The organism is Ulvibacter sp. 2210JD10-4 (assembly GCF_058148525.1).
Genome location: NZ_JBYVJZ010000006.1, coordinates 97,197 through 122,755, shown reverse-complemented (window position 1 = coordinate 122,755; position 25,559 = coordinate 97,197). Strand labels below are relative to the sequence as shown.

Annotated in this window: 23 protein-coding genes; 10 read left to right on the top strand and 13 right to left on the bottom strand. The window is 35.8% G+C overall.

Annotated elements, in window-relative coordinates; all coding sequences use genetic code 11:
* Positions 1 to 43 precede the first annotated feature (43 nt).
* The gene (locus tag ACY2RT_RS14125; protein ID WP_490156572.1) at positions 44 to 1,306 is read right to left on the bottom strand and encodes a hypothetical protein; all 1,263 of its coding nucleotides are present in this window, start codon (positions 1,304 to 1,306) and stop codon (positions 44 to 46) included.
* A 138-nt stretch (positions 1,307 to 1,444) separates the two neighbouring features.
* A complete protein-coding gene (locus ACY2RT_RS14120; protein ID WP_490156571.1) occupies positions 1,445 to 1,861 on the bottom strand; it encodes a hypothetical protein in 417 nt (138 codons plus the stop codon).
* Between the two features lie 185 nt (positions 1,862 to 2,046).
* Between ACY2RT_RS14120 and ACY2RT_RS14115 the strand changes: the two genes are divergently transcribed.
* The 3 genes from ACY2RT_RS14115 to ACY2RT_RS14105 are packed head-to-tail and all read left to right on the top strand — an operon-like array spanning position 2,047 to position 5,251.
* Positions 2,047 to 3,483 carry a pyridoxal phosphate-dependent decarboxylase family protein gene (locus ACY2RT_RS14115; RefSeq protein WP_490156570.1) on the top strand — a complete coding sequence of 479 codons (1,437 nt, stop codon included), beginning with the start codon at positions 2,047 to 2,049 and terminating at the stop codon, positions 3,481 to 3,483.
* Positions 3,480 to 4,721 (top strand): BaiN/RdsA family NAD(P)/FAD-dependent oxidoreductase, encoded by a 1,242-nt coding sequence (locus ACY2RT_RS14110; RefSeq protein ID WP_490156569.1) that lies wholly within the window; start codon positions 3,480 to 3,482, stop codon positions 4,719 to 4,721. Before ACY2RT_RS14115 ends, ACY2RT_RS14110 begins: the two co-directional genes overlap by 4 nt.
* Positions 4,721 to 5,251, top strand: a complete 531-nt coding sequence (locus ACY2RT_RS14105) for a DUF1697 domain-containing protein (protein WP_490156568.1) — start codon at positions 4,721 to 4,723, stop codon at positions 5,249 to 5,251. Before ACY2RT_RS14110 ends, ACY2RT_RS14105 begins: the two co-directional genes overlap by 1 nt.
* On the opposite strand, the gene ACY2RT_RS14100 is transcribed toward ACY2RT_RS14105, so the two are convergent.
* From ACY2RT_RS14100 to ACY2RT_RS14090, 3 genes are read right to left on the bottom strand one after another with little or no spacing between them, the layout of a single operon-like run.
* The gene (locus ACY2RT_RS14100) at positions 5,241 to 7,106 is read right to left on the bottom strand and encodes a S8 family serine peptidase (protein WP_490156567.1); all 1,866 of its coding nucleotides are present in this window, start codon (positions 7,104 to 7,106) and stop codon (positions 5,241 to 5,243) included. The two genes, ACY2RT_RS14105 and ACY2RT_RS14100, sit on opposite strands and share 11 nt — an antisense overlap.
* Positions 7,107 to 7,136: 30 nt before the next feature.
* Positions 7,137 to 7,757 carry a hypothetical protein gene (locus ACY2RT_RS14095; RefSeq protein ID WP_490156566.1) on the bottom strand — a complete coding sequence of 207 codons (621 nt, stop codon included), beginning with the start codon at positions 7,755 to 7,757 and terminating at the stop codon, positions 7,137 to 7,139.
* A 17-nt stretch (positions 7,758 to 7,774) separates the two neighbouring features.
* Complete coding sequence (locus ACY2RT_RS14090; protein WP_490156565.1) at positions 7,775 to 9,406, bottom strand: hypothetical protein; 1,632 nt, start codon at positions 9,404 to 9,406, stop codon at positions 7,775 to 7,777.
* 369 nt (positions 9,407 to 9,775) lie between these two features.
* On the opposite strand from ACY2RT_RS14090, the gene ACY2RT_RS14085 reads away from it, so the two are divergent.
* The 6 genes from ACY2RT_RS14085 to ACY2RT_RS14060 all read left to right on the top strand — a co-directional run bounded on the left by ACY2RT_RS14085 (position 9,776) and on the right by ACY2RT_RS14060 (position 15,100).
* Entirely contained in the window at positions 9,776 to 9,970 is a 195-nt protein-coding gene (locus tag ACY2RT_RS14085; RefSeq protein ID WP_490156622.1) for a T9SS type A sorting domain-containing protein, read from the top strand.
* Positions 9,971 to 10,048: 78 nt separating this feature from the next.
* Positions 10,049 to 11,143: a diphosphomevalonate decarboxylase gene (locus ACY2RT_RS14080; RefSeq protein WP_490156564.1), complete on the top strand. Its 1,095-nt coding sequence runs from the start codon at positions 10,049 to 10,051 to the stop codon at positions 11,141 to 11,143.
* A gap of 173 nt (positions 11,144 to 11,316) precedes the next feature.
* Positions 11,317 to 12,255 carry a mevalonate kinase family protein gene (locus tag ACY2RT_RS14075; protein WP_490156563.1) on the top strand — a complete coding sequence of 313 codons (939 nt, stop codon included), beginning with the start codon at positions 11,317 to 11,319 and terminating at the stop codon, positions 12,253 to 12,255.
* Positions 12,256 to 12,292: 37 nt separating this feature from the next.
* Positions 12,293 to 13,198 carry a geranylgeranylglycerol-phosphate geranylgeranyltransferase gene (locus ACY2RT_RS14070; RefSeq protein WP_490156562.1) on the top strand — a complete coding sequence of 302 codons (906 nt, stop codon included), beginning with the start codon at positions 12,293 to 12,295 and terminating at the stop codon, positions 13,196 to 13,198.
* Between the two features lie 7 nt (positions 13,199 to 13,205).
* Positions 13,206 to 14,162, top strand: a complete 957-nt coding sequence (locus ACY2RT_RS14065) for a carbon-nitrogen hydrolase family protein (RefSeq protein ID WP_490156561.1) — start codon at positions 13,206 to 13,208, stop codon at positions 14,160 to 14,162.
* Positions 14,163 to 14,236: 74 nt separating this feature from the next.
* Positions 14,237 to 15,100: a pseudouridine synthase gene (locus tag ACY2RT_RS14060; protein WP_490156560.1), complete on the top strand. Its 864-nt coding sequence runs from the start codon at positions 14,237 to 14,239 to the stop codon at positions 15,098 to 15,100.
* Positions 15,101 to 15,128: 28 nt separating this feature from the next.
* Here ACY2RT_RS14060 and ACY2RT_RS14055 read toward each other — a convergent pair whose 3' ends face one another.
* The gene (locus ACY2RT_RS14055; protein WP_490156559.1) at positions 15,129 to 16,487 is read right to left on the bottom strand and encodes an MptA/MptB family glycosyltransferase; all 1,359 of its coding nucleotides are present in this window, start codon (positions 16,485 to 16,487) and stop codon (positions 15,129 to 15,131) included.
* Positions 16,488 to 16,493: 6 nt separating this feature from the next.
* Positions 16,494 to 17,603, bottom strand: a complete 1,110-nt coding sequence (locus tag ACY2RT_RS14050) for a TolB family protein (protein ID WP_490156558.1) — start codon at positions 17,601 to 17,603, stop codon at positions 16,494 to 16,496.
* Between the two features lie 32 nt (positions 17,604 to 17,635).
* Between ACY2RT_RS14050 and ACY2RT_RS14045 the strand changes: the two genes are divergently transcribed.
* Entirely contained in the window at positions 17,636 to 18,862 is a 1,227-nt protein-coding gene (locus tag ACY2RT_RS14045; RefSeq protein WP_490156557.1) for a M28 family peptidase, read from the top strand.
* A gap of 1 nt (position 18,863) precedes the next feature.
* On the opposite strand, the gene ACY2RT_RS14040 is transcribed toward ACY2RT_RS14045, so the two are convergent.
* From ACY2RT_RS14040 to ACY2RT_RS14015, 6 genes are all read right to left on the bottom strand, one after another.
* Positions 18,864 to 19,796, bottom strand: a complete 933-nt coding sequence (locus ACY2RT_RS14040) for a lipid A-modifier LpxR family protein (protein ID WP_490156556.1) — start codon at positions 19,794 to 19,796, stop codon at positions 18,864 to 18,866.
* Positions 19,797 to 19,879: 83 nt separating this feature from the next.
* The gene (locus ACY2RT_RS14035) at positions 19,880 to 21,373 is read right to left on the bottom strand and encodes a cellulose synthase family protein (protein ID WP_490156555.1); all 1,494 of its coding nucleotides are present in this window, start codon (positions 21,371 to 21,373) and stop codon (positions 19,880 to 19,882) included.
* A complete protein-coding gene (locus tag ACY2RT_RS14030) occupies positions 21,370 to 22,062 on the bottom strand; it encodes a glycosyltransferase family 2 protein (protein WP_490156554.1) in 693 nt (230 codons plus the stop codon). Before ACY2RT_RS14030 ends, ACY2RT_RS14035 begins: the two co-directional genes overlap by 4 nt.
* Positions 22,059 to 22,544 carry a toxin-antitoxin system YwqK family antitoxin gene (locus ACY2RT_RS14025; protein ID WP_490156553.1) on the bottom strand — a complete coding sequence of 162 codons (486 nt, stop codon included), beginning with the start codon at positions 22,542 to 22,544 and terminating at the stop codon, positions 22,059 to 22,061. Before ACY2RT_RS14025 ends, ACY2RT_RS14030 begins: the two co-directional genes overlap by 4 nt.
* 48 nt (positions 22,545 to 22,592) lie before the next feature.
* Complete coding sequence (locus tag ACY2RT_RS14020; RefSeq protein ID WP_490156552.1) at positions 22,593 to 24,182, bottom strand: 4Fe-4S binding protein; 1,590 nt, start codon at positions 24,180 to 24,182, stop codon at positions 22,593 to 22,595.
* A gap of 4 nt (positions 24,183 to 24,186) precedes the next feature.
* Complete coding sequence (locus ACY2RT_RS14015) at positions 24,187 to 25,491, bottom strand: NAD(P)/FAD-dependent oxidoreductase (protein WP_490156551.1); 1,305 nt, start codon at positions 25,489 to 25,491, stop codon at positions 24,187 to 24,189.
* Between the last annotated feature and the right edge of the window lie 68 nt (positions 25,492 to 25,559).

The following is a 25,559-nucleotide window of genomic DNA, read 5'->3' as shown; positions in this document are numbered from 1 at the left end:
TGTGCGAACTGATTTTTATAAAATCTAACTGGAAAAATATTCTTTAATACAACCACTTAACAACTCCTTTTTGAGTAGTATCAAACGGAAGTCCACAAAATTCCGGAGAGATATCGTTCCCCAGAATCTTTCCGTTATAGATATGGTTTATATATTTGGATCCAAACTTATTGGTAATAAACCGTTGTGTATAAACAGCACCTAGAACAGTTCCATACAGTTCTGTATTCCCATCACAATACAGGGCTCCTTCTATAGTTGCCAGAGGTTCTACTGTCAGGTGGACATGTGTCTTTTGTTTCGCTTCAGGAACCCTTTTAGGAAGATATATAATAACCCCTTTCACAAAGGAATTATCCGATATATATATAGGCTCTTCTCCTAAAGGAATATTCTTTTCAGGGTCAATTTCATTGTCAATAATTACGAGTGCAGAAGGATATGACAGGTGAACTTCACTTTCTAATTTGATATTTTCCGTTGCTATAAAATTTGCATTCCCCTTAAACCCACTCTCTATGGTAATTTTTGGAGCGACTACCGTTACATCGGCCAGTTTGGCATTTGCAGATACAATTACACTATCTTCACTTTTAATGATAATATTACCAATAAAGCTTCCGGTTAAGATTAGTTCTTTATCCCTGTAAACAAATTGTGTTCTATCAAAAAAAGAATTGGTATTTAGCTGTTCTTCATCAATAACAATGTCTTGATTAGAAGGGATGTAGTTTAAAAGCGATCTTGTATCCCGGACCCACTGTGGGTTAAGTTTTGGAAGTTTCCCATCACTTATTTTGATGTTTCCATCGATTAGGTTTTTCCCATTAAAATAGTGGCCGGCTATTACACCGGGCTTTACACCTTTACGTGAAATATAAGCGGTTCCTTCAATCTTAGTATCTCCAACTACTACGAGGGGTAATGTTTCGTCTGCGACATAAATACTTGTAAATGGGGCCGAAATCTTACTGCCAATGATCGCTGTTTTAGAAAATGTTTTAGTTTTTATAGATGCGGTAGCTGTTATTTTTTCGAAACCTCCCCAACTATTTTTTTTGACGGTAGTTTTTAAAGTATCATTCTCCAGAACAATAGAATCCTTAAAACTGTTTTGAGGCTGAAGGCTATAGGTTATACCATTATTAGCACCTTCAACCACAGAAAAAACAAATTGAGATTGAGTTTTGAAAAAGCGATGAGTCTGGGTAAGTGCCAGGAATGAAGCAAGAAGTATTGCTACAATAGTGGAAACCAAAATTGCAAATTGTAAAGCAGACGCCCTTATTTTTTTAAAGAAGACCATTAACTGCTAATGTATAAAATTGCAGGGAAGAAAAGGAAAAGAATCTTGTTTCAAATTTAATAGTACGTTCCTCTCTTTACCCTAAATAAAAAAGCTCCGGTTCACACCGAAGCTTCTCAGCATTTTTATAAAACCGACTTAGTTTGTTTTACTATATACTAGACCAACTAAGAGTCCCATAATAGCATAAAATAGTATAAAGGCGACTGCATTTATCAAGGTGCCGGTAATATCCAATATATCCATAACTCCCAAATTTATCATGCCAACTCCCAAGCCTATTAATAATGCTATCCAGATACCATAGGTTATCCCACTTGAAACACTATAATTTTCTGCTGCCCATTTACTGTAAATAGAAGAGAAAACAAACCCTACAATAATGCATCCCAGAATGAGATATAACATATCCGGCATTTCTCTCATAACTCCTGTTGCTGCACCTGCATGGTCAGCTAAAATTGGGTTGAAAATCATTCCCCAAATAACCCAGCCTCCCAAATACCCCCAAACGGCGGCAATAAGAGTGCTGATAATGTTAGCTTTTGAAAACATAATTTATTTTTTTAGTGATTAGTAATCAGAAAGTTACAAAACATTTCTCATTAGGAATTTTAGTACAAATTAAGATGTAAACCGAAACATGAGATTCTATAGATTATTTCTGTGATTAATAGGAACTATTTCCTTTAAATTATGATTAAAGAGGTATTTTTGTACTATAGAAAAACAGATGTTTTATGATAAAGAACGATGCTACCTTAGAGCTCTCAAAAACAGCTATGAAAACCTATGGATATAAAGTTGTAGATGCCATAGTAGAACATTTTGATTCTCAAAGGGAGAAACTTCCGGTAGCGATGGCTTCCAGAAAAGAAATGGACAAAATATTTTTAGAGGATAGCCCTGAAAAACCAATGGACCCTCAAAAAGTACTGGATTTTGTTTTGGACGAAGTCATGACCCAAAGCAATATTATATCTCACCCAAAATCATATTCTTTTGTTCCCGGGCCAAGTAATTATATTAGCGCAATGGCAGATTCTTTGGCCTCAGGATTTAATATATTCTCCGGAGGATGGGCAGCATCTCCAGCAGCTGCAGAATTGGAAATTGTAACTATGAATTGGTTACTCAAGATCTTTGGATTTCCGGTAAAGAGAGGAGGAGGAATATTTACAAGCGGTGGTTCTATGGCAAATCTTACAGCAATCATTACTGCCAGAAGAGTAAAATGTGGAGATGATTTTTCAAAAACGGTGATTTACCTTTCAGACCAGGCACATTCTTCAAATATTAAGGCGATACGAGCTGCCGGATTTATAAAAGAACAGATTAGGATCATTCCAACAGATTCTGAATTCAAATTCTCACTCAATAAATTAAAGAACGCTATTGCCAAAGACACTTTAGAAGGGCTACAACCCTTATGTCTAATCGCTACTGCGGGAACCACCAATACCGGAACAATTGATCAATTATCTGAAATCGCGGCTATTTGCAAAAAAGAGAATGTCTGGTTTCATATAGATGGTGCTTATGGCGGTGCAGCTATTCTGGCAGAGAATGGAAAACAATTATTAAAAGGTATTGAAAAAGCAGATTCTATAACTGTAGACCCTCACAAGTGGTTTTTTCAACCTTATGAGATAGGTTGCCTCCTGGTACGAAATCATAAATGGCTTAAAGGAACCTTTACCGAAAAACCGGAGTACTTAAGAGATATTGAAGGAAATACTTCTGAAATTAATTTTTATGACCATGGGATAGAGCTTACAAGAAGATTCAGAGCTTTAAAATTTTATATGTCCATTAAGACATTTGGTTTAAGAACCTTTAGAAAAGCAATTACATATAATCTAAAGTTAGCTGAAGAAACAGAATCTTTTTTACGAAAAAGTAGTAATTGGCAGGTTATTTCACCAGCAACGCTGGCGGTCATTAATTTTAGATATAATCCCATTAGGAATCAATTGACCGAAAAGAAACTGGATGCACTCAATCAGCATATTTCTAAAAAAGTCGTTGCTTCACAAAAAGCATTGTTGGTGACAACGGTGTTAAATAAACAAATCGTATTGCGTATGTGTTTAATTAACCCCAGAACTACATTAGATGATGTAAAGGAGACACTTTCACTTTGTGAAGAGTTTGCAGAAACCAAAAAACCATTTTGAGTGAAAGCATAGACATACTAGTCATTGGAGGGGGAGCAGCAGGTTTCTTTACAGCAATAAATGCTGCCCAAAAAAATCCAAAATTACGCATTACAATACTTGAAAGAGGAAAAGAGGTACTTACCAAAGTAAAGGTTTCCGGAGGTGGAAGATGTAATGTTACTCATGCCGAATTTTTACCCAAAGAACTGTCCCAAAACTATCCGAGAGGTGAAAAAGAGCTGTTAGGCCCTTTTCACAATTTCATGACAGGTGATACTATTGAATGGTTCTCACAAAGAGGTGTTGAACTAAAAATCGAAGAAGACGGGAGGGTGTTTCCGGTAAGTGATTCTTCCCAAACTATTATAGATTGCTTTCTTTCTGAAATAGAAAAACTTGGCATTGAAGTGTTAAAAAATCATTCGGTCAAGAGTATCAAAAAAATTGAAAATGGCTGGAGTATAAGAACCAATGAAGGAGATTTCATTTCTGAAAAAGTCGTAATTGCTTCCGGAAGCAATCCTAAAATATGGAAAGTGCTACAAAATTTAGGTCATTCTATTATAGATCCTGTACCTTCATTATTCACTTTTAATAGTAATGATGAGCGAATTAATGAATTGCCAGGGGTTGCAACTCATGCTTCAGTTGCAGTTTTAGGCGTAAACGGGAAATCTATATTGGAGAGTGAGGGGCCTTTATTAATAACCCATTGGGGAATGAGCGGGCCTGCAATTTTAAAGCTTTCTGCCTGGGGGGCAAGATTACTCCATCCTACGGGATACCATTTTAAAATTAAAGTAAATTGGCTGGTGGATGTCTCTTCTGAAGAAGTTATCGCTGACTTAAAAAATTTAAAAGCTGAATTGAACAAAAAATCTATAACCAAATATGCACAGTTCGATTTACCAAAGCGATTATGGCAAAGCTTGGTTAAAGCATCTCATATTCCCCAAAACTGTATCTGGGCAGAACTAACCAAAATGCAACTTCAACAATTATCGACACAGCTCACTGAAGCTGTTTTTCAAGTAGAAGGAAAAAGCACTTTTAAAGAAGAATTTGTCACTGCAGGAGGGATCGTTTTAAACGAAGTGAATTTTAAAACCTTCGAAAGCAAACTTCATAAAAACATGTATTTTGCCGGAGAAATATTAAATATAGATGCAATTACGGGCGGGTTTAATTTTCAGAATGCCTGGACCGGGGGGTATATGGTAGCAAAGGCCATTGCTGAACAAGAAGAAGATTCATAATGAAAACGTATATAGCATTATTACGTGGCATCAATGTGGGCGGGCATAAAAAGGTCCTGATGGCTGACTTGAAAACTATTTTTGAATCCTTAGGGTTTACAAGAGTGCGTACCTATATACAAAGTGGAAATGTGGTGTTTTGTGCTTCTGAAAAAGAAGGGGTTTTAGAAAGAAAAATCAGTAAAGCTATAGAGTTGAAATATGGCTTTATAGTCCCTGTTTTGGTTAAAAAAGCTTCAGAAATAGCCGAAATTGTATCAAAATGTCCATTTTTTGAAGAAAAACGAGAAAAAAGCTTCTTCGTTTTATTAAAGGAAAACCCTTCCAAAGAAGATATAGAAATTACAAAGACCATATCATATCCGGGAGAAGAATTTGAGATTTCCGGGAATTGCGTTTATTTGTATTGTTCAATAAGTTACCATAAGGCAAAAATGAGCAATAATTTTTTTGAGAAGAAACTAAAAGTTACTGTCACCACCCGGAACTATCGAACAATGGCAAAACTTTTAGAAATGGCTATTTCTTGATCAATTTTATGGTCATTGATTCATTGTTATCAGAAGTTAGCGTCAAAAAATACATTCCTTTGGAAATGGATGATACATCTATTTCATCAATGTCTTTTGTAGAATTAATTTCAAAAATACTTCTGCCGAGAATATCTTTAAATGAAAGGGTTATAATAGTACTTTTAGAATCTATATATAATTTTTCATCGAAAGGATTTGGGTGTATTGTGGCATTCAAAAACTTGTTTTCTTCTATATTCAAGGTGTTTTCAATTGCTGCAAGGGCATTAATTTTTCCATATCCCCAAGTATCATTTGGTACAACTCCTGTGTCAGAATCTGCTGTACAGGATTGCTGTAAAAGATATTTGACCTGAGCAGGAGTAAGAGTTGGCCTTGCTTCCAACATCAAAGCAATAATACCTACAGAAAGAGGTGCAGCAGCACTTACCGCATTTTGAATGCCGTATAATCCGTTGCTATTTTGTAAGACATTAAATGCAAAACTTTCGTAATAGGTATTGGGGCTGTAGGCTGCATAACATACTTCACCCGGTGCAGCAAAATCAACACCTAACCTACCATCTTGTGTAGGGCTTGAGCTGGATCCAATCCATATTTCTCCATCTTCCCCTTGCCCCGTGATATCTCTTGGCACCCCATTAATATCTACCCAATCATTTTTTACAACATAATCTGTGGGTGTAATTATTGAAGCTGCACTGGCATAATCATTAATACTATGACCTGGTGTTACGTATGTAAGAAACTTATTGTTATTGTAGTATGTTGATGGATTGAGCGTAGCATTAAATACCCCTTGGTTGACCTGTGTTCCTTCAAGAATTACTTTATAAATTCCTGTAGCGCCTGAAAGATCTATCAATAATTCACGTCGATTAGAAGTAGCTCCAAAAAATTCAACATTAGCCCCACGATGCCCTATAAAAATATCTCCTAAAGACTGATCCGCATTATCATTAGGGCTGCCTGGGGCAGCAAAAGGTCCTTCAATAACTCCATTGGGGCGTTCAATGCTAACCGTAAAACGATCGTCTTCACTATACCAGAGATCAAAGCGGAGGTTTCCTGTTTCAGCTTTGTCAATTTCAATTTCAATGGTTTGGTTTGCAGTAATCGTTCCAGAAGCATGATTTTCTGCTCCACCATCATCACCAACCCCACATACAAGTGTGTTCCCTGCCGCTACAAATGCATCCATTTCCTGGCAAATTAAGCTGGTACCATCTGTAGGTCCACCAATAGAGCCTAGATTTATCAAAGTTACAGAAGGGAGATTTAGCTCGTTTATTTTGTCGTTTGCAAACTCAAGGGCAATGGGAATGTAAGCAGGGTCAAAAAAACCGGCTTGCCCGGGTTCGGAACCAAAAGGAGGAAAAGGGTCATGGGTTACTTTAATACTTATGATCGTTGCATTTGGTGCAACTCCCTGAAACTCCAGAGAACCTGTCCCACTGCCATTACCACAAGAGATTCCTGTCGTAGCCGTACCATGACCATATCTGTCTGTAGAGAGTGGAGGATCACTATTATCTATAGCTGTATCAATTGCTCCTTGATCAAAAATAGTTCCTACTCCATAAAGGTTGTTCGGGTCGTTAGCACCTGTTTGATCGATCATATCATAGATATAAGCAATTCTTGTGTTTCCGTTCGAGTCTAAAAAATCCGGGTGACTATAATCAATTCCACGATCTATAAGAATGACCAGAACATTCTCACCGGAAAGGCTGTATTGGGAATAGACTTCATCCAAATTTGTTTCTTCCCTGGGAGGAATGCCTTGAGCTATTGTTACAATTGAGAAGCAATGGATAGCAATTAAAAAAAATATTATTTTTAAATAATTCATAACAAGAGTTTTACTGCTTAGTATATTATTTTAACTTGATTTTGAAAATAATTTCACGCCGGACCACCCTCCTCCAACAACAATTAAAAACAGCCCTGCCCATCTCATGATATTAAAATTTGAAGTGGAATTTTCCATATCAAACTTGAAGATAGAATTGCCAAAAGCATCTTTGTCTATTTTAATGTTTTGTGCCTCTTCCGGAAATTCAATGGTAAAGGTTTGCTGAACGGTTCCTCCTAATTCCGGCGGACTGCTTACAAGCATGTACTTATGCTCTGTCAATTCGGTTAAGTTGGCATTTTTTTGGTCGGTATCTACGGTCCAAACACCTCTTTTATTTATCTCACAGACCCCATAAGCATTTAGGCTTAAATTAAAAGAACGGTTCATTTCATCTTTTTCCAATTTAAAATCATCTAAGAAATATGAGGGCATACCACGCTCAATTTCACGTTTTAAAGCTGCCGGATTATTTCCCAAAGTTGCTAACCAATTTTGCCACTCTTGAGCATTCATGGTCATAGATAAGTTAATTTGTGCGTTACCAATGGCGTCAATCTTCATATCAATTTTTTGTTGTGTCTGGCTATAAACTATCGTAGTTATAACTAGAAGTAACAGCAATGGAAGTCTTTTTATATTTTTCATCTTCTTGAATTTTTAATTTAACGAATGCTATTAAATACCTGATTTATATACCCGGAGCTTTGATTATAAAGGTAGTCCGGTGCTCCAACAGCAACTAAACGAATACCGCCATTTCTTCTCAAGGTTTTACCCACCCAGTTAAATGTCCCCATCTCTGAAAATGTTTGCCCCACTACTTGATTTCCATTGACCTGATATTGCATGGACATTCCAAAGTTTTGAAAATATTGGTTTATCACTCCTAAAGCTTCCTGGCCGCTAGATGCAGGAACATCAAACACAGTTACGGTAGTTTCTTGATCGGGAGCTAATACCTGAGCTGTGATAATGGGTATTTCGGGGACGGGTCGCATATAAGTTTGCCAACCTCCGGGAATAGAAAATGATAATGCATTACCACTCCTTCCACCACCGCCAGAAGTATTATTTGTGGAACTAGTGTTACTCGCTACGCGAGAATTATTGGTTGCTTTATTAATAGTTTTCGTACTACCCCAGGAAGACACAATGTCATCAACTTTTTTACGTAAAAAATCATCATCTTTTAGAACCATAGGAGTTACACCTTCTTGATTTACTGCATGAATGTCTACAAGGGTATATCGTGGATCCCCATTTTGTGCTTTTTGAATGAACTCATTAAGTTGCTCTGTTCCTTTCTGAAAAGCTTGTTCGGCACTCATGATACTTCCTAAACCTTCGCCTCCAATTCCGGTAGCCTCAATGGCAAAATATTGATTATTCAACTTAAATCCGGGATACGCATGTCCGGGAACTAAGAAGATAATCGGGTCTAATCCTGCATTGGATAGCACACTTGCATATAGGATACTTAGTTCCAGGCACAATCCGGTGTTTCCTGTTATTACTTCTCGGGGAAGTCTGTTATGTTGCGAAAATTTAGAAACATCCTGAAGTGATTCAGGGATTCCTTTAGTTCCGCTGTATACCATATGTGATAACAAAGTAGCATTGTAGATTCCTCCTAAGAAACGTATTGCTTCGTTAGGGTCTTTAGTAACAGAAGCCGCTTCTCCCATCAAAATTTTTTCCTGAATGTTTTGAGTATAGTATTTTACGATAGGGTCATTTGGAGTTACAAAACAGGCCAACAAAGCATCATTGTTGTAAACATCTCCCCAGCCAACAATTTCTTCAGCAGGAATATTTGTAAATAAATATTCGTTTCTATCTGAAATTCTAAAACTGAATTCTTCTTCGATAATATCATCTTCGTCGGCTCCATCCCATGAGATCTCTATTTCTACCTTTTCGGTGGATTCTGTCATCTTTTCAGAAATCTCATCTTTAAATTTAGGATAACAACGTACAGACGCAGTTTGCCCCTGAAACATTTCTCCAATGACATCCAACTCTGTCCAATCGATATACCCTGGGATTTGATATCGTACAGTAACGTCTTCAAGTGTTTGGTCTGTGGCATTGGTTATTTTTGCTTTAAATAAATAATATTTTCCGTCCAGAACTTCTTCATTGGCATATACGTTATGTGCAGCCGGCATAATAGAACTTGCTTTAACAATAGAGATGTCCAGATCTCCGGAAACTTTTTTTGAATTAAGGAAACTTAATCCAAATAATGCGATACCCACAAAGGCAAGTGAAAGAGGTAATATTAATTTTTTCATAACTGTTTAGATTAATAGCAAAGTAGATAGTTGTTCAGAATGAAGATTTGGTACTTAAATGTAAGGAGGATGAAAAGTTAAGACGTGCCAGATATTGACATATATCAATAATCAGGACTAATTTGGATATTCTTTTTTAAACAAAGGAAGGAGTAATGCCTTTGTTTTTTTCTGAAAACAGGACAATGTCTTTAAAGATAATTCTTTGAATGGCTCCTAAGAGAATTAGGCTATTTTATATGTTGAAATTCATTATGAAATTAGTTTATTCTTAAATCCCAGGTATAAAAAAAGTGCAAATTATTAATTGATACACATGATATTTTAGAGACAGTATTTTTATAATATGTATAACCTTGTAAAAATACTATAAGTCATGAAAAGAAAACTATTCACTATAGTTATTGCTTTAATTTATACGATCTGCAGGGTAGAGTGCTTCGGGAAGGAGTGTTTAGAGATGAGAATAACAAAATAGACGTTACTGCACTGTCTTCAGGAATGTATCTCTTGGTCACAAAACAAGGTGAAAATAAAAACATAAACAGGCTTATAAAAAAGTAATTGTTATAAACCAACTAACCTGAAAAATATGAATTACGCGTTATATGATTTCATTATCTTTGTTTTGAAAAATCATCTATGACGGAAACCAGCTTTATTCCGGAACCTTATTCAAAAAGACTCGATAAGGGAAGTGTCACCTGGCAGTCTCCAAGCAATATTGCTTTGGTGAAATACTGGGGGAAATATGGAGAACAATTACCTAAAAACGCATCTGTAAGTTTTACACTAAGTAACTGTTATACAAAAACGACCTTATGGTTTGAGAAGAAAGATACTTCTTTTGTAACTAAAGTTTCAGAATATGAAATTGAACTTTATCTCGACAGTAAAAGAGAAGAAAGCTTTGAGCCTAAAATTCTCAAATTCTTTGAGAGAATAAAAAGGTACCTTCCTTTTTTATATGACTACAGATTTAGGATCGAAACGACAAATAGTTTTCCGCACAGTAGCGGAATTGCTTCTTCTGCAAGTGGAATGAGTGCCATAGCATTGTGTTTGTTAAGCATGGAAAGGGAAATGCAGCCGAAAATAGCAGAAGAATATTTTAATGAGAAGGCTTCTTTTTTAGCACGTTTGGGATCAGGGAGTGCTTGTAGAAGTATAGAAGGACCATTAGTAGTTTGGGGAGAGCATTCGGAAATTAAAGGGAGTTCTAACCTTTTTGGGATTAAATTTCCGTATACCGTACACAAAAATTTTAAAAACTATCAGGATACTATTTTGTTGGTTGACAAAGGGGAAAAACAGGTGAGTAGTACTCTGGGGCATGATTTAATGCATGGCCACCCTTTCGCAAAACAACGTTTTGGTCAAGCTACAGATAATCTTTCCAGATTGATTCCTGTCTTAGAAAATGGAGATCTTTCAACTTTTATTGAAATTGTTGAAAGTGAAGCATTATCATTGCATGCCATGATGTTAACATCAACACCATACTTTATTTTAATGAAACCTGATACTCTGGAGATCATTAATCGTATCTGGAACTACAGGAAAAAGACAGGTAGTAAGATTTGCTTCACTTTAGATGCAGGAGCCAATGTGCATGTTTTGTACCCCGAAACAGAAAAAGAAGCCGTTCTTGGCTTTATTAAAAAAGAGTTAATGCAATTCTGTAAAGGAGGCGAATTTATTGAAGATTATACCGGTCTGGGACCTACCGCTTTATAGTTGTAATATGCCATAATTTTTGAGCTACGGTATAAATTTTAAAAAACTAACTATCTGCTTATTAAGTTTTTCATACTTTTTTTAAAAATCATCTTTGGAAGACATATATTTGTACTGAATTTCGTTTTAATGGCTAAAAACAGTATTTTTAACAAACCATAGCTAATAAACTTATGCGCGGACCCCTTTTTTATTCAAAAATTTTATTGTTTGGCGAGTATGGTATTATTAAGGATTCCAAAGGATTATCTATTCCTTATAATTTTTATAAAGGAGCCTTGAAGATTGATACTCATAAAACGGTAGGTACTCATAAATCTAATGAGTGCTTAAAACGCTTTTCAGAATATTTATCTGTATTACAGAAAGAACAACCTGAATTGGTTTCTTTTGATAATGAAGCTTTAAGAACTGATATTGAAAAAGGATTATATTTTGATTCCAGTATACCTCAAGGCTATGGAGTAGGTAGCAGCGGTGCTTTGGTAGCTGCTATTTATGATAAATACGCTTCAGATAAGATTACGGTACTTGAGAATTTAACTAGGGATAAGCTACTTCAATTAAAAGGTGTTTTTGCTGAAATGGAATCTTTTTTCCACGGAAAATCTTCAGGATTAGATCCTTTGAACAGTTATTTAAGCTTACCTATTTTAATTAACTCTCAAGATAATATTGAGCCTGCGGGAATACCTTCACAAACCGAGAACAGTAAAGGAGCCGTTTTTTTATTGGACAGTGGTACCACTGGCGAAACTGCACCTATGGTTCATATTTTTATGGAAAACATGAAGCAGGAAGGTTTTAGAAATATGCTAAAAGATCAATTTGTAAAACATACCGACGCGTGTGTGGAAGATTTTTTACAAGGCGATGTAAAATCACTTTTTGGTAATATCAAACAGCTTTCAAAAGTGGTGCTGGACAATTTTAAGCCCATGATTCCTAAGGAGTTTCATACCCTTTGGAAGAAAGGAATCGAAACCAATGCCTATTATTTAAAATTGTGTGGCTCAGGCGGAGGTGGCTATATGCTAGGATTTACTGAAGATATTGATAAGGCTCGTGTAGCTTTAAAAGATTACAAGCTGGAAGTGGTTTATAACTTCTAAATGATGAAAGATCTCCCATTCTAAAATTCTTTAAGGGATGTTAACCAGAAAACAAAAACACTTTTTACTAAAGTTTTTCAGTTTGTTTTCTATCATTCGTGGGTACAATATTTTAATAATAGTTATTGCTCAATATCTTACTTCCATCTATATTTTAGCTCCGGAGCTTCCCTTAAAAAAAGTACTTTTTGACCTTAATTTATTGATGCTGGTACTTGCTTCAGCTTCAGCCATAGCAGGAGGTTACATTATTAATAGTTTTTATGACAGTGAAAAAGATCTAATTAACCGCCCTCGAAAAACAATGTTAGATAAGCTGGTGAGTCAACGTACCAAGCTCTCTTCCTATTTTATATTCAATTTCTTATCCGTAGTATTTGCCAGTTATGTTTCGTTTAAGGCGGTAGTATTCTTTTCTATTTATATTTTTGGAATTTGGTTCTATTCTCATAAACTTAAAAAGTATCCTTTTATTGGAAACATCACAGCAGCAATTTTAGCAGTCGTTCCATTTTTTGCTGTATTTATATACTATGGAAATTTTGACCTTGTCATTTTTGTACATGCTACCTTCCTTTTTCTCGTTATATCTATGCGGGAATTAGTAAAAGACCTGGAAAACATCAAAGGAGACCTGGCACAGAACTATCGCACTATTCCGGTATTGTATGGTGAAAAGGTGTCCAAACGAATGCTTACCATTTTAAGTTTTTTAACGCTAATTCCAATCATATTACTGGTCACTAAATTTGAGATCGGGTATATGTACCTTTATTTTTATGGCAGCGTACTGGCATTGGGTGTCTTTTTGATTATCCTTTGGTTGTCTGTAAAGAAGATGCATTACATTGTATTACACAATATCCTTAAATTTATTATTGTTATAGGTGTTTTTAGCATTGTATTGATCGATGTGGATGTATTACTGAATCGCATTTTATGAATAAATTATGAAAGACAATCATCTTCTTAAGGTAGCATTAGCTCAAATAGCTCCGGTATGGCTCAATAAAAGCAAAACACTTCGGAAAATAGAAAAACAAGTTAATAAAGCAGCAAAAAAGGAAGTTGAACTTATTATATTCGGCGAAGGACTACTACCCGGCTATCCATTTTGGTTAGCATTAACTGATGGTGCCGAATGGAATACTAAAATTAATAAAGAATTGCATGCACATTATGTTAGAAACGCGGTTACTATAGAAAATGGTGATTTGGATTCTATTTGTGCACTAGCAAAAAAGCACAAAATTGCAATTTATTTAGGAATCATTGAACGCCCTTTGGACCGTGGGGGACATAGTATTTATGCTTCACTTGTGTATATTGACCCTAAAGGAAAAATAGGCTCGGTACATCGAAAATTACAACCCACATATGACGAACGGTTGACCTGGTCGCCTGGAGATGGTAACGGACTTAAAACACATCCAATAAAACAATTCACTGTAGGAGGATTAAATTGCTGGGAGAACTGGATGCCGCTGCCAAGAGCTTCGCTCTACGCGCAGGGCGAAGACCTGCACGTGGCCGTATGGCCCGGCAGCAAACACAATACTAAAGACATTACGCGTTTTATAGCCCGAGAATCCAGAAGTTTTGTTATTTCAGTTTCATCATTAATGAAAATTGAAGACTTCCCACAGGATACACCCCATCTGGAAAAAATATTTGAAAAATCTCCTAAAATACTTGCCAATGGCGGAAGTTGTATAGCAGGGCCAGATGGTGAATGGCTTGTAAAACCGGTGCTGAATAAAGAAGGGAACATTTATTATACCTTGGATTTCAACCGAGTACTTGAAGAACGCCAAAATTTTGATCCGGTAGGGCATTACTCAAGGCCAGATGTTACCAAATTGATCGTCAATAGAGAACGGCAATCCACTATTGGATTTGAGGAATAATAATAGCAATAAACTTTTAAGTTTCAGCTTACTGCTTTCAACTTCTTCATGTATCTTTGCAAAAATTTCAAACAATGGGCAGACAAGATAGTAGAGAAAAAGGAAAAGCTTCTGACAGAGGAGATGATAATAACCGAAAGAGAAGTAAGACAAGAGGAAATGCTCCTTTCAAAAAAGAAAAAACAACTCATAAACAATCCGAAAGGCAGAATACAGGAGGTAAATCTGCCAAAAAAACGGACGGAATTCGCCTAAACAAATATATTTCTAACAGTGGTATTTGTTCCAGAAGAGAAGCAGATACATATATAGCTACCGGATTAGTTACCGTAAATGGTAAAGTTATTAACGAAATGGGCTATAGAGTAAAATTGGAGGATGATGTACGATTTGACGGCCGTAGAATCAACCCTGAACCAAATACATATGTACTGCTAAATAAACCAAAAGGTTTTGCAACCACTACTAGTGATAGTAAAGGGCAAACGGTAATGAATCTGATCGCAAACGCTACATCTGCACGTATTACGCCCATAGGTAGGTTAGGGCGTAATGCTACAGGCTTATTGTTATTTACAAATGACGATCAACTTAAAGAAAAATTGAGTAAAAAGGGAATGACCCGGCTTTTTCATGTTGAACTCGACAAAAACCTGAAGGTGGGAGACCTTCAGAAAATAAACGAAGGATTGAAAATAGAAGGGAAAGAAGTTATAGTTGAAGAAGCGAGTTACGTAACAAACGCACCCAAAAGAGAAATTGGATTGAAGATAAAACATATGGGTAATAGTGTGATTCGCTCCATTTTTGAACATTTAGGATACAATGTAGTTAGGGTGGATTGTGTTACTATAGCGCATCTTACCAAGAAAGACCTGCCTCGAGGTAAATGGAAGCATCTTACGAAGTCTGAAATAGAACTGTTTGGGATGTTGTGAAATAGCATAACATTGTAAAAATGCAATATTACAATGTTGTTTTATCTGTTTTTTTCTGAAATAGTTCCCAGATAAAGAATCCAATCACAACTAAATATTCAAAGGCTACTAACCAAAGATTCTCATGAAAACCTTCGGCCCCATAAGCCGAATAACTAATCACTATGACCAGACTCCAAACAATAGGGAACCTATATTTTGTGAAAACAGAAAGCAATAATGGCGTGGCTATATACCAGGGATGCACTGTAGTGGATAGTAGAAAATAAAATGAGATAGCAAAAAGCATTGCAGTGATTAGCTGCTGGCTTGTTCTGTTTTTTCTGAAAAAAGTAAGTAACAGGATAAATAGAACTACAATAAGAGGTAATATCTTCCCTGTGGTTTCAATTAAATTCCATCCTACTGTTTGAAAACCGATCCATCTAAGAATATAATGTACGCTGGCATTAAACTCAAAATTCTGAAACCATAAACCTATGGTTGCTGTAAAATTTGCGATAAATTCAGAAGAAAGAAATGGAGCGAATGTTATTGCAGTAGTTGCTAATACTACCCAATAGAACTTTTTTAAGCTCCAAAACCCCCTACTAAATAGACCCTTTGTTACAAACCATTGATAGAATAAAGGCAAAAACAGTAAGGGAATTAATTTCACTGAAACCGAAACTCCTGTAAAAACTGCTGCCCAAAACCACTTCTTGTTGTGTAATACATACAAAGACCAAACTAAAAAGAACAACATAACACCTTCAAAATGAAGGTTCCCGGTAAATTCTATAATAATAAACGGATTTAGAAAATACCAGAAGATATTTTGTGGATCCAGATCAAGCTTTTTTATCAATTTTCTTCCAAAATATAAAATACCTATATCGGCTAAAAGTATAGTGATACGCAATATGATCACAGAGCCTAATATGCTTTTACCTGCAAAGAGGGCGGCAATTGCAAAAAATAATTGATTAACAGGAGGGTAATTACTATAATGGCTTGCATTTAAAGTTCCCATCCCTTTATATAATTCTAATGCTTGAGGAACAACTTCATTACCGGATTGTATATAAGATTCTGGAGTTAGCAGGTATGGATTAATACCTTGTAGCAATAATCTTCCATCCCATAAGAACCGATAAAAATCTTGGGATAGATTAGGAATACTCCCAATAAACAACAAACGAAATACTATTCCAAATCCGGCCAGTAACCAAAAGTGGCCTTTGGAAATTTGAATGATTTTATATGCCAGAAAAAATAATCCCGCATATAATAAACTAAGTTTTATAAAATCACTACGATCCAGATCATATCCAAAACTCACATAAAATATAACACTAATAAGCGCAAGAAAGTAAGTAAACCGTTGTGATTTTATGAAGTCAAACATCTAAATTTAGTCCTGCCATTCAGCAATAAAGAGATTAGTATCCCGGCCTCCGCCATTATTTCTGTTAGAAGAGAAAACCAAGTATTTTCCGTCGTTTGAAAATACAGGAAAAGCATCAAAAGTTTCACCATGAGTAACACGCTCCAGATTTTTTCCATCCAGATCGATCATATATAAATTAAAGGGAAATCCTTTTTCAGCTTCAAAATTACTGGAGAATAATATTTTTTCTCCGCTTGGATGAAAAAAGGGACTCCAGTTTGCATTTCCTAAATTGGTGAGTTGGCGCAGGTCACTTCCGTCTGCATTACAAATATACAACTCCATCTCCGTAGGTTGTACCAAGCCCTGAGCCAGCATAGCTTTATATTCGGTTTTTTCAGCTTCGGTTTTAGGTCGTGAAGAACGAAATATCAATTTAGTTCCATCCGGAGAAAAGAATGCACCACCATCATAGCCCAATTCATTTGTAATTTGTTGTACGTCACTACCATCTAAATTCATGGTATATAATTCCAGGTCTCCACTTCGGGTTGAGGTAAATACAATTTTATCTCCTTTTGGCGAAATAGTTGCTTCGGCATCATAACCGGGTTCATGGGTAAGTTGTGCCGTGATATTTCCTTCCAGATCTGCAACAAAAATGTCGAACGAGTCATAGACAGGCCAAACATATTTTCCGTTTTTCCGAAGAGGAACCTCAGGGCAATTTTCATCGGTCAGATGTGTGGAAGCATACACAAAATGTTGATTGTCCGGCATAAAATAGGCACAGGTAGTCCGCCCTTTTCCGGTACTTATCATAGGTGGCTTGTCGTCTTTGAATGAATCACCTGCATTCATTAAGAACATTTGATCGCATTCCATTCCCCAACCTTTGTAGTTGGATTGAAACACCAGCTGTTTGTCATCAAAACTCCAATAGGCTTCAGCATTATCTCCACCAAAAGTAATTTGACGGATAGATTTAAAATGTTTTTCTTCTGGGTATATTAAAGTGTCTGTTACTCTTGCAGATATTGTTTCAGTGTTTTCTGAAACTTCTGTAATCTGTTTCTCTTCATTTTTACAGGAAATCAATAGAACTAGAAAGGTAATAAGTAGAATATTTTTCATTTTATACGTTACTTTTGTGTAAAAGTAACGATATGCGCTCATTTTATATAGTATTTTTTGTAGCCTTTCTGTTTTCATGTAAAGAAGCAGTTGTTGAATCGGTTTCTATGAAAGAAGACGTAACTATTTTAGCTGCAGATGCTTTTAACGGAAGAGAAACAGGAACTTTAGGTGAACAACAGGCTGCCGAATATATAGTGAAACGGTTTAACGGTTTAAAATTACTCCCTAAAGGAACTTCAGGATTCTACCAATCATTTTCCTTTAAACGAAGTAATAACCCCCACGAGCAAGCAATAATTGTAGAATCGGCAGAGGATAGCTTAGCAAAAGGGATGAACGTTATAGGTTATATAGATCATAATGCTGAAACTACAGTGGTCATAGGTGCTCATTACGATCATTTGGGCATGGGTGGAGAAGGATCTCTATATAGGGAAGGTGCAGCTATACATAATGGTGCGGATGATAATGCAAGTGGAGTAGCTGTTTTATTGAATATTGCTGAAAAACTTTCCGAAACAAATAGGAATAATAACTACTTGTTTATAGCTTTTTCCGGAGAAGAAATGGGACTGTTGGGGTCTAATTATTTTGTAAAAAACCCAACTATCGATTTGAAAAAAGTTACCTATATGATCAATATAGATATGGTGGGACGTTTAAATAAAGAGAATACTTTAGCTGTGCATGGTGTTGGCACTTCACCTATTTTTAAACAGACTTTATTTGCTAATAATGAAGGATTAACCATCGCCGAACACGAAAGTGGAATTGGCCCCAGTGATCATACTTCCTTTTATTTGGCGGATATTCCGGTGTTGCATTTTTTTACCGGGCAGCATAGTGATTATCATAAACCGAGCGATGATGCAGAAAAGTTGAACTACGAAGGAATGCAAAAAGTGTCTGATTATATTTTTGCGATTATAACAGATTTAAATGATAACGGGAAACTGGCTTTCCGAAAAACTAAAAATGAAAGCGAAGTAGTACCTGATTTTAAAGTTACTTTGGGAGTTGTTCCAGACTATCTTTTCACAGGAAAAGGGATGCGTATTGATGGAATAAGTGAAGGCAAGACGGCTCACAAAGCAGGGCTGTTAAAGGGAGATATTGTTGTTAAAATGGGAGAACACGATGTTACCGATATGATGAGCTATATGAAAACACTCTCCATGTTTGAAAAAGGGCAAACAACTTTGGTAACAGTAAATAGAGAAGGAGAATTAATTGAAAAAGATGTCCTTTTTCAATAATTTAGAATCTTCTTGCAACCGAAACAGTAAAATATAAATGCTGTCTGGTTTTATTGGTTTCCTTTGAAATATACTGGTAACCTAATTTAAAATCATTTCTGTTTGTGCTGTAATACCCTATGATTCCATACAAAAACAATTCGTGATTAGGAGTTACTAAAAATTCGGAGGTATCACCAACAAGGTGTCCTTCAAGTAGCGCATTGTGTAAAACATATCTGTAGGTAAAATTTATGGAAAAGAAAAATTCTTTTTTTGCCTCTCCAAGCTGGTTATAAGCTAAACTATTTGAAAGGGTATTCCTTTTACCAAAGAAAAATTTAAATTCATGATTTACAAAAACATCCTTTGTGCCAAATGCAATATTTGGACTTAGAGCTGCATAAACACTAAATGGCTTAGGGATTAGCATCCATTCCTTTATATAGCCTGCATAAAAATTAAAATGAAAGTTGTTTTTTATTTGTGCTACCCAGGGAGGTGTTGAAATCCCTCCCGAACTGTGAAACAGATTTTGAAACCCTTCTGCCATCGAAATTGGTCCAGTAACACCAATAGCAATAGAAAAATTTGTTGCATGGAGCTTTTTTACCATGAAACTTCCTGCAGTAACACCTAAATATCCGGCATAGGGACGATCAAAATCTTCTATGTTATTTGAAATGATATTAGTTGGGGTATAGTACAAATGTTCAAGACTCACTACAATTTGTTCTTTTCGATCTTTAAATAGCCCATTTTCAGGCAGGTATCTATATTCAATATAACTCCCGGTAGTGTAATAACGGTCTGTGAATATCAAAAAATCGTTATCGTGGCGCAGTTCAATTTGGTTGCTGAAAAATGATTTGGGGTCAGATGTGTTTTCGTTATTTTGACATATACTCCCGGAAGAATAGACAATAATAAACAACCAAAGTAAAAATGGTCTCACAAATAAAGTATGTTAGTTAGTTAGAGTATTTACACTTTTCAATTTACAAAAATGTAGTTTTATTTTTGAAGATAATAAATTATTTATGCTCTACTCGTTAAACTTTTAAAGAAGACATACCCGAAACCTATAAAAAGCATTAGATGAAAAGGGAAGAGACCAAAGTCTCCTCCTTGGTCGCCAACAATAAAAGCAGAATACATTCCAAAGGCAAAGTAGAGCATTAACAATCCTTCGATAATTACGTTTGGAGATATATTTTTTCTTAAATATTTGTTGCCTTTCCAGCTATCTTTTAAGTTACTGATATTAAATTTTGGGGTTCGTATAAATTCACTTTTTTTACCTAAATGCCCCTCCAAAACAGCGATGGAGTTATGTAATGAAAATCCCATAGCAATGGAAAAAAAGGTAAAGAACATTCCGGTATATTTCAGGAAGTTTTTAATGCCACCTCCATAAATATTTTTATATGTAAACCAATAGCAGAGAAAGAAAATAATTGTACTGATCACAAAGAAACTCATCACAAAAAAGTACACCTTCAAGTGCTCATATTCGTTTTTAATGTACAACATTGGGATGCTTAAAATAGCAACAATCAATATGTTTAAAAACATGGTACTGTTTAACAGGTGCAATAAACTATGTATTTTGGTTTTAAAAGGAATATCGTCGCTTTTTAAAACACGCCATGCCATTTTTTTAAAGTTTTCGGCACCTCCTTTATTCCATCTAAATTGTTGTGAGCGTGCAGCACTAATTACTACTGGTAACTCAGCCGGCGTTTCAACTTCTTCCAGGTATTTAAACTTCCAGTTTTTTAATTGTGCCCGGTAACTTAGGTCAAGGTCCTCGGTTAGTGTGTCACCTTCCCAATTTCCGGCATCAATGATACATTCACGGCGCCATACCCCTGCGGTACCGTTAAAGTTGATAAAATGACCTTTGCTGTTTCTTCCAACCTGCTCTAATGTAAAATGAGCATCCAAAGCAAAAGCCTGTACCCGTGTAAGTATGGAATAATCTCTGTTTAAGTGTCCCCAGCGAGTTTGTACTACACCAATTTCAGTATCTTTAAAATAAGGAATGGTTCTTTTTAACCAACTAGGCTTTGGAAGGAAATCCGCATCAAAAATCGCAATAAATTCACCTTTTGCGGTTTTTAATCCTTCCTTTAAGGCACCGGCTTTAAAACCCACTCTATTTTCACGTGTTACATGTTCTATATCTAACCCTGTAGTTTGTAGCTTCTTAATTTGTAATGCAGTTGTATTAAAGGATTCATCTGTAGAATCATCCAATACCTGTATGTGAAGCTTATTTTTTGGGTAGTCCAGTTCAGCGATATTTTCCAGCAAACGTTCCATAACATACAGCTCATTATATACTGGTAGTTGAATGGTTACCGTAGGAATTTCTTCAGGTTTAGAAAAATCAAATTTCTCACAGATTTTTTCACAATTTCTGCGGGCACTTAAGTAGTTAAAAAGCAAGTTGAGCTGTGCCAATGCATACATAAAAATAAGTATGAGCGCAATAGAATAAATGGCAATAACTACGGTTTCCAGGATCATTTTTTTAAACTGTATTTAAAAATCCAACTTAGAATTTTTATGCCTGCAAAGATAGCACCTTTTATGGTTCCCGAAACTTTTGAGACGCCTATTCGGTTTCTATATTTCACAGGAACCTCTGTGTATGTATATTTTCGTTTAAGTGCTTTTAATTGCATCTCAACGGTCCATCCATAGGTTTTGTCTTCCATTTCTAATGCAAGTAATTTTTGATATTTAATAGCTCGAAAGGGTCCTAGATCTGTAAACCTTGAATTAAAAAAAAGCTTCATTAATGTTGTTGCGAGCCAATTCCCAAAGCGTTGAGGAAAAGTCATTGAGCCATCTTCACGGAGTCTTTTAACACGTTTGCCAACTACAAAATCAATATCATGCTCAATAATTGGAGCTGTAATTTTTATTAGTTCTTCCGGATAATCGCTATAATCACCATCTAAAAAAACAATGATATCCGGCATAGTGTCTTGTTGAGAAATATAGCTCATTCCCTTTAAACATGCATGCCCATAACCACGGGCATTTTCAGTAATAACTGTAGCTCCGGCATTTTTAGCAGCTTCATAAGTAGTATCGGTAGAGTTGTTATTTACTACAATTACTTCAGAAACTATCTTTGGAATATCACCAATCACTTTGGCGATAGAGGCTGACTCGTTATAAGCGGGAATGATAACTTTAATGGAAGTCATTTTAGATCAGAGAGTTTATTTTCTTTTTTGAAGGAACTAAAATCTGTCCATTCTTTAATTTTTTTTCCATTTAAGTATTTTTCCGCTTTAATAAGTTCTTCTTTGACATACCGTAAACAATATCCATTCTTTTTGTTATTTTTTAATTGACATTTATGTGAGACCTTTTCCATAGTATCATAGAAAAGCCACCATTTACTTTTAAAGCCCTTTACAAAATGCCCTTCACTTTTAATAGTTCCATTTTCGCGATAAAAATACCAGTATTTTACGGGTTTATCATTTAAAATATGTCCTTGTTTTTGAAGAATTCCGTTCGAAAAATAAAATTTCCAGTACCCTTCCTTCTGCAGATCGTTTTTCCAACCTTCTGCCTTAAGGGTGCCGTCTAAATAGTATTCTTTATGATATATCTTTTGTGCTTCTGTTTTAAAACATATGGAAGTTAAAATGATAAGAAGGAACACTTTATGAAGCATCATAGTAATATTTTTTGCTTAGACGTAAGTAAATTATGTAACTAACCCTAATTATTGCTTGTTTACATAATTCATTAAATTAACATCATTGCCCAGCAAGATCTCATTGCTTTCAATTCTATTTTCCAAAGGTCCGTTTTCCAATTTTAAGACTCCGCGTGGACAAACTGCAGAACAGATACCACAACCCACACAACTGGCTCGTACAATATTTTCACCTTTCTGGGCATAAGCACGAACATCTATTCCCATTTCACAATAGGTAGAACAATTTCCACATGAAATACATTGGCCTCCGTTGGTTGTAATTCTGAATTTTGAGAATAAGCGTTGTTGTAAACCAAGAATAGCTGCCATAGGGCAACCAAAACGGCACCAGACCCTGCTTCCAAATATTGGATAGAAACCGGTTCCAATCACACCACTAAAGATAGCGCCAATCAAAAAACCATAGGATTTTCGAAGTGTTTCTGCTTCAAACAGGAACAATGTTTTACCCGAAGTAAAATGCATTCCTATTAACACCAGTAAAATAATGAAATAACCAATAGCTCCGTAACGAGCATCTTTTTTTAATTGATCACGTTTAAAGAACCAAATTCCTGCAAACAGTAATGTGAGGAAAACACCTACGCCCAATAGAAATATATCTTTGGTCAACCAATACTTTGAGGCATCTTCCCCCAAATATGAATGTACCACAGCTGTAGTCATTACAACAACAAATACCAATACACTATGTACCACCCAACGTTCAATCTTCCAGGCATTCATACTTTTGTCACTTAACTGGCGAAAAGAATCTCCGGCGGTTTCAGCTAAACCTCCACAGCCACAGACCCAACTACAATACCATCGTTTGCCAAATTTGTAAGTTAAAATTGGAGTAATAACAAAAATAGAAACGAGTCCAAAAATAAGTAACCCCAGTCCTATATCTCCTGCAGAGATAAAACTATCGATCCGGTATTGTTCAAAATTATAGTAATTAAGAGGCCATATATTCTTTAGGTCATAATACGGAAGAGAAAATGTGTCGCTATTTAAACGCGCCATAAATTCCGGTATTAAAAAAGCAAAAGCGGTTTGAAAAAACATCACGCTAATTGTTCGTATCTTCTCATAGCGATTGTGGCGATATTTCCATATAAATTTTATTCCAAAGGAGAGAATTGCAATAGTATAAAGCGTTCCATACACAAACCATTGACTGGCGGGATTCCCATTCAATAATTTGCTTAGTGGGTCAAACAATGCAACAAGACCTCTATTATCACTACCTTGTTGTAATCCCAGGTATTGTGGAAAAAAATATAGTAAAACATAGAATCCCGTTAGGGCAATTCCTGCAATCCATCCCAAATACCCACGACTGGAAATAGATTTAAACCAAATCCCATCGTTTTTTATACCTTCCAACTTGTTTTGATAAGCAGCTTTTGTAAACCAGATAACTCCCAGAAAAATAGAAGTCAATGAAATTGTGAGCCAGAAACTCTTATTTGGAAAATCCAAATTAAATGCAGCCAAGACCAGTATAATCAAACCTGTCATCCCAATAAGGGTTGCAATTTTTTGTTGTGTATTAATTGTTTTGGGCGGCTCGCCTGTAAGGGATATGCTTCTTTGTAAAGTACTCATATTATTAGGCAATTGTATGTTTGTATTGGTTAGTATAGGCTGAAAGAATCTCTTTTTCGAAATGAGTATAAAACTCCGCATCGAAATTGGCTAGTTTTAAATTTTTGACAACATAGTTAATATCACGTTTCTCGTTTAACCAGCGATCAAATACTTCATGTTTCATTCGTATTCCAAAAGTATTGATACCCAAAAATGCTTCTGTTTCCTTATGATATGCTATGGTAATGCATTTAGTGTCATCTTCATGTTTCCAGTGAAAATGTGCCTCATACTCTTTTTTATTTGCGAAGACCCATCCATAGGTTTGGTATTCTATATCGAAGAATTTGGCACTGTTAAACCAATGCCCGGGTTTGTATTCCAATTTATTACCACAAATGGTTTGAGCTACAGTTTCCCCCATCATACGTCCGGTATACCAAACGGCTTCAATTGGGCGACGATCTCCAATGGCCTCATGTTGTTCGGCACAATCGCCAACAGCATATACATCTTCATAATTGGTTTCTAAGAAGCGATTAACTTTAACACCTCTTCCCAGTTCAATCCCACTGTCTTTCAGAAAATCTATATTTGGAGAAACTCCGGCGGTAAGGCCAACAACATTACAAGCGATCTCCTCTCCGGTTTCAGCAATTACAACCGCACGGGCACGACCGTTTTTATCAGCAAGAATTTCTTTTAAGTTCATTCCTAATCGCAGATCGATATGATGATTTTTGATGTGCCGATTCAGCATTTGACTCTCTCCTTCGGGTAGTACTCCATTCCAAAAACTATTTTCACGTACTAAAAAAGTAACAGAAATATTTCGTGTGCTAAGCATTTCTGCCAGTTCAATACCAATAAGTCCACCTCCAACAATTACAGCGCGTTTACATATCTTATTATTGGGAGCATTTTTTTCCAGAGTTTCCAAATCCTGAAATGAATATAACCCTTGAACACCATCTAAGTCTTGTCCCGGCCATCCAAATTTGTTGGATTTTGAACCAACAGCAATTATCAATTTATCGTATCTTATACGGTCATCGTCTGCTAATTGCAATTCTTTTCTCTCTGGATCAACGGTTTTTACAAAACCTCGTTTTAGCTCGATCCGGTTTTTCTTCCAAAAGTAATCTTCATAAGGTTTGGTGTGCTCATATTTCATATGTCCCATATAGATATACATAAGAGCAGTCCGGGAAAAAAAGTGGTCTGTTTCTGAAGATATAATAGTAATTTTCTTATCTGAAAGCTTGCGAATGTGTCTGGCAGCTGTAACACCAGAAATTCCGTTACCAATAATGACGATGTTTTCCATAAATATTTACATATTGTGGTATATGTCGTAAATAACGATAAAAACTTAACTATTTCTTTACCTGTTAA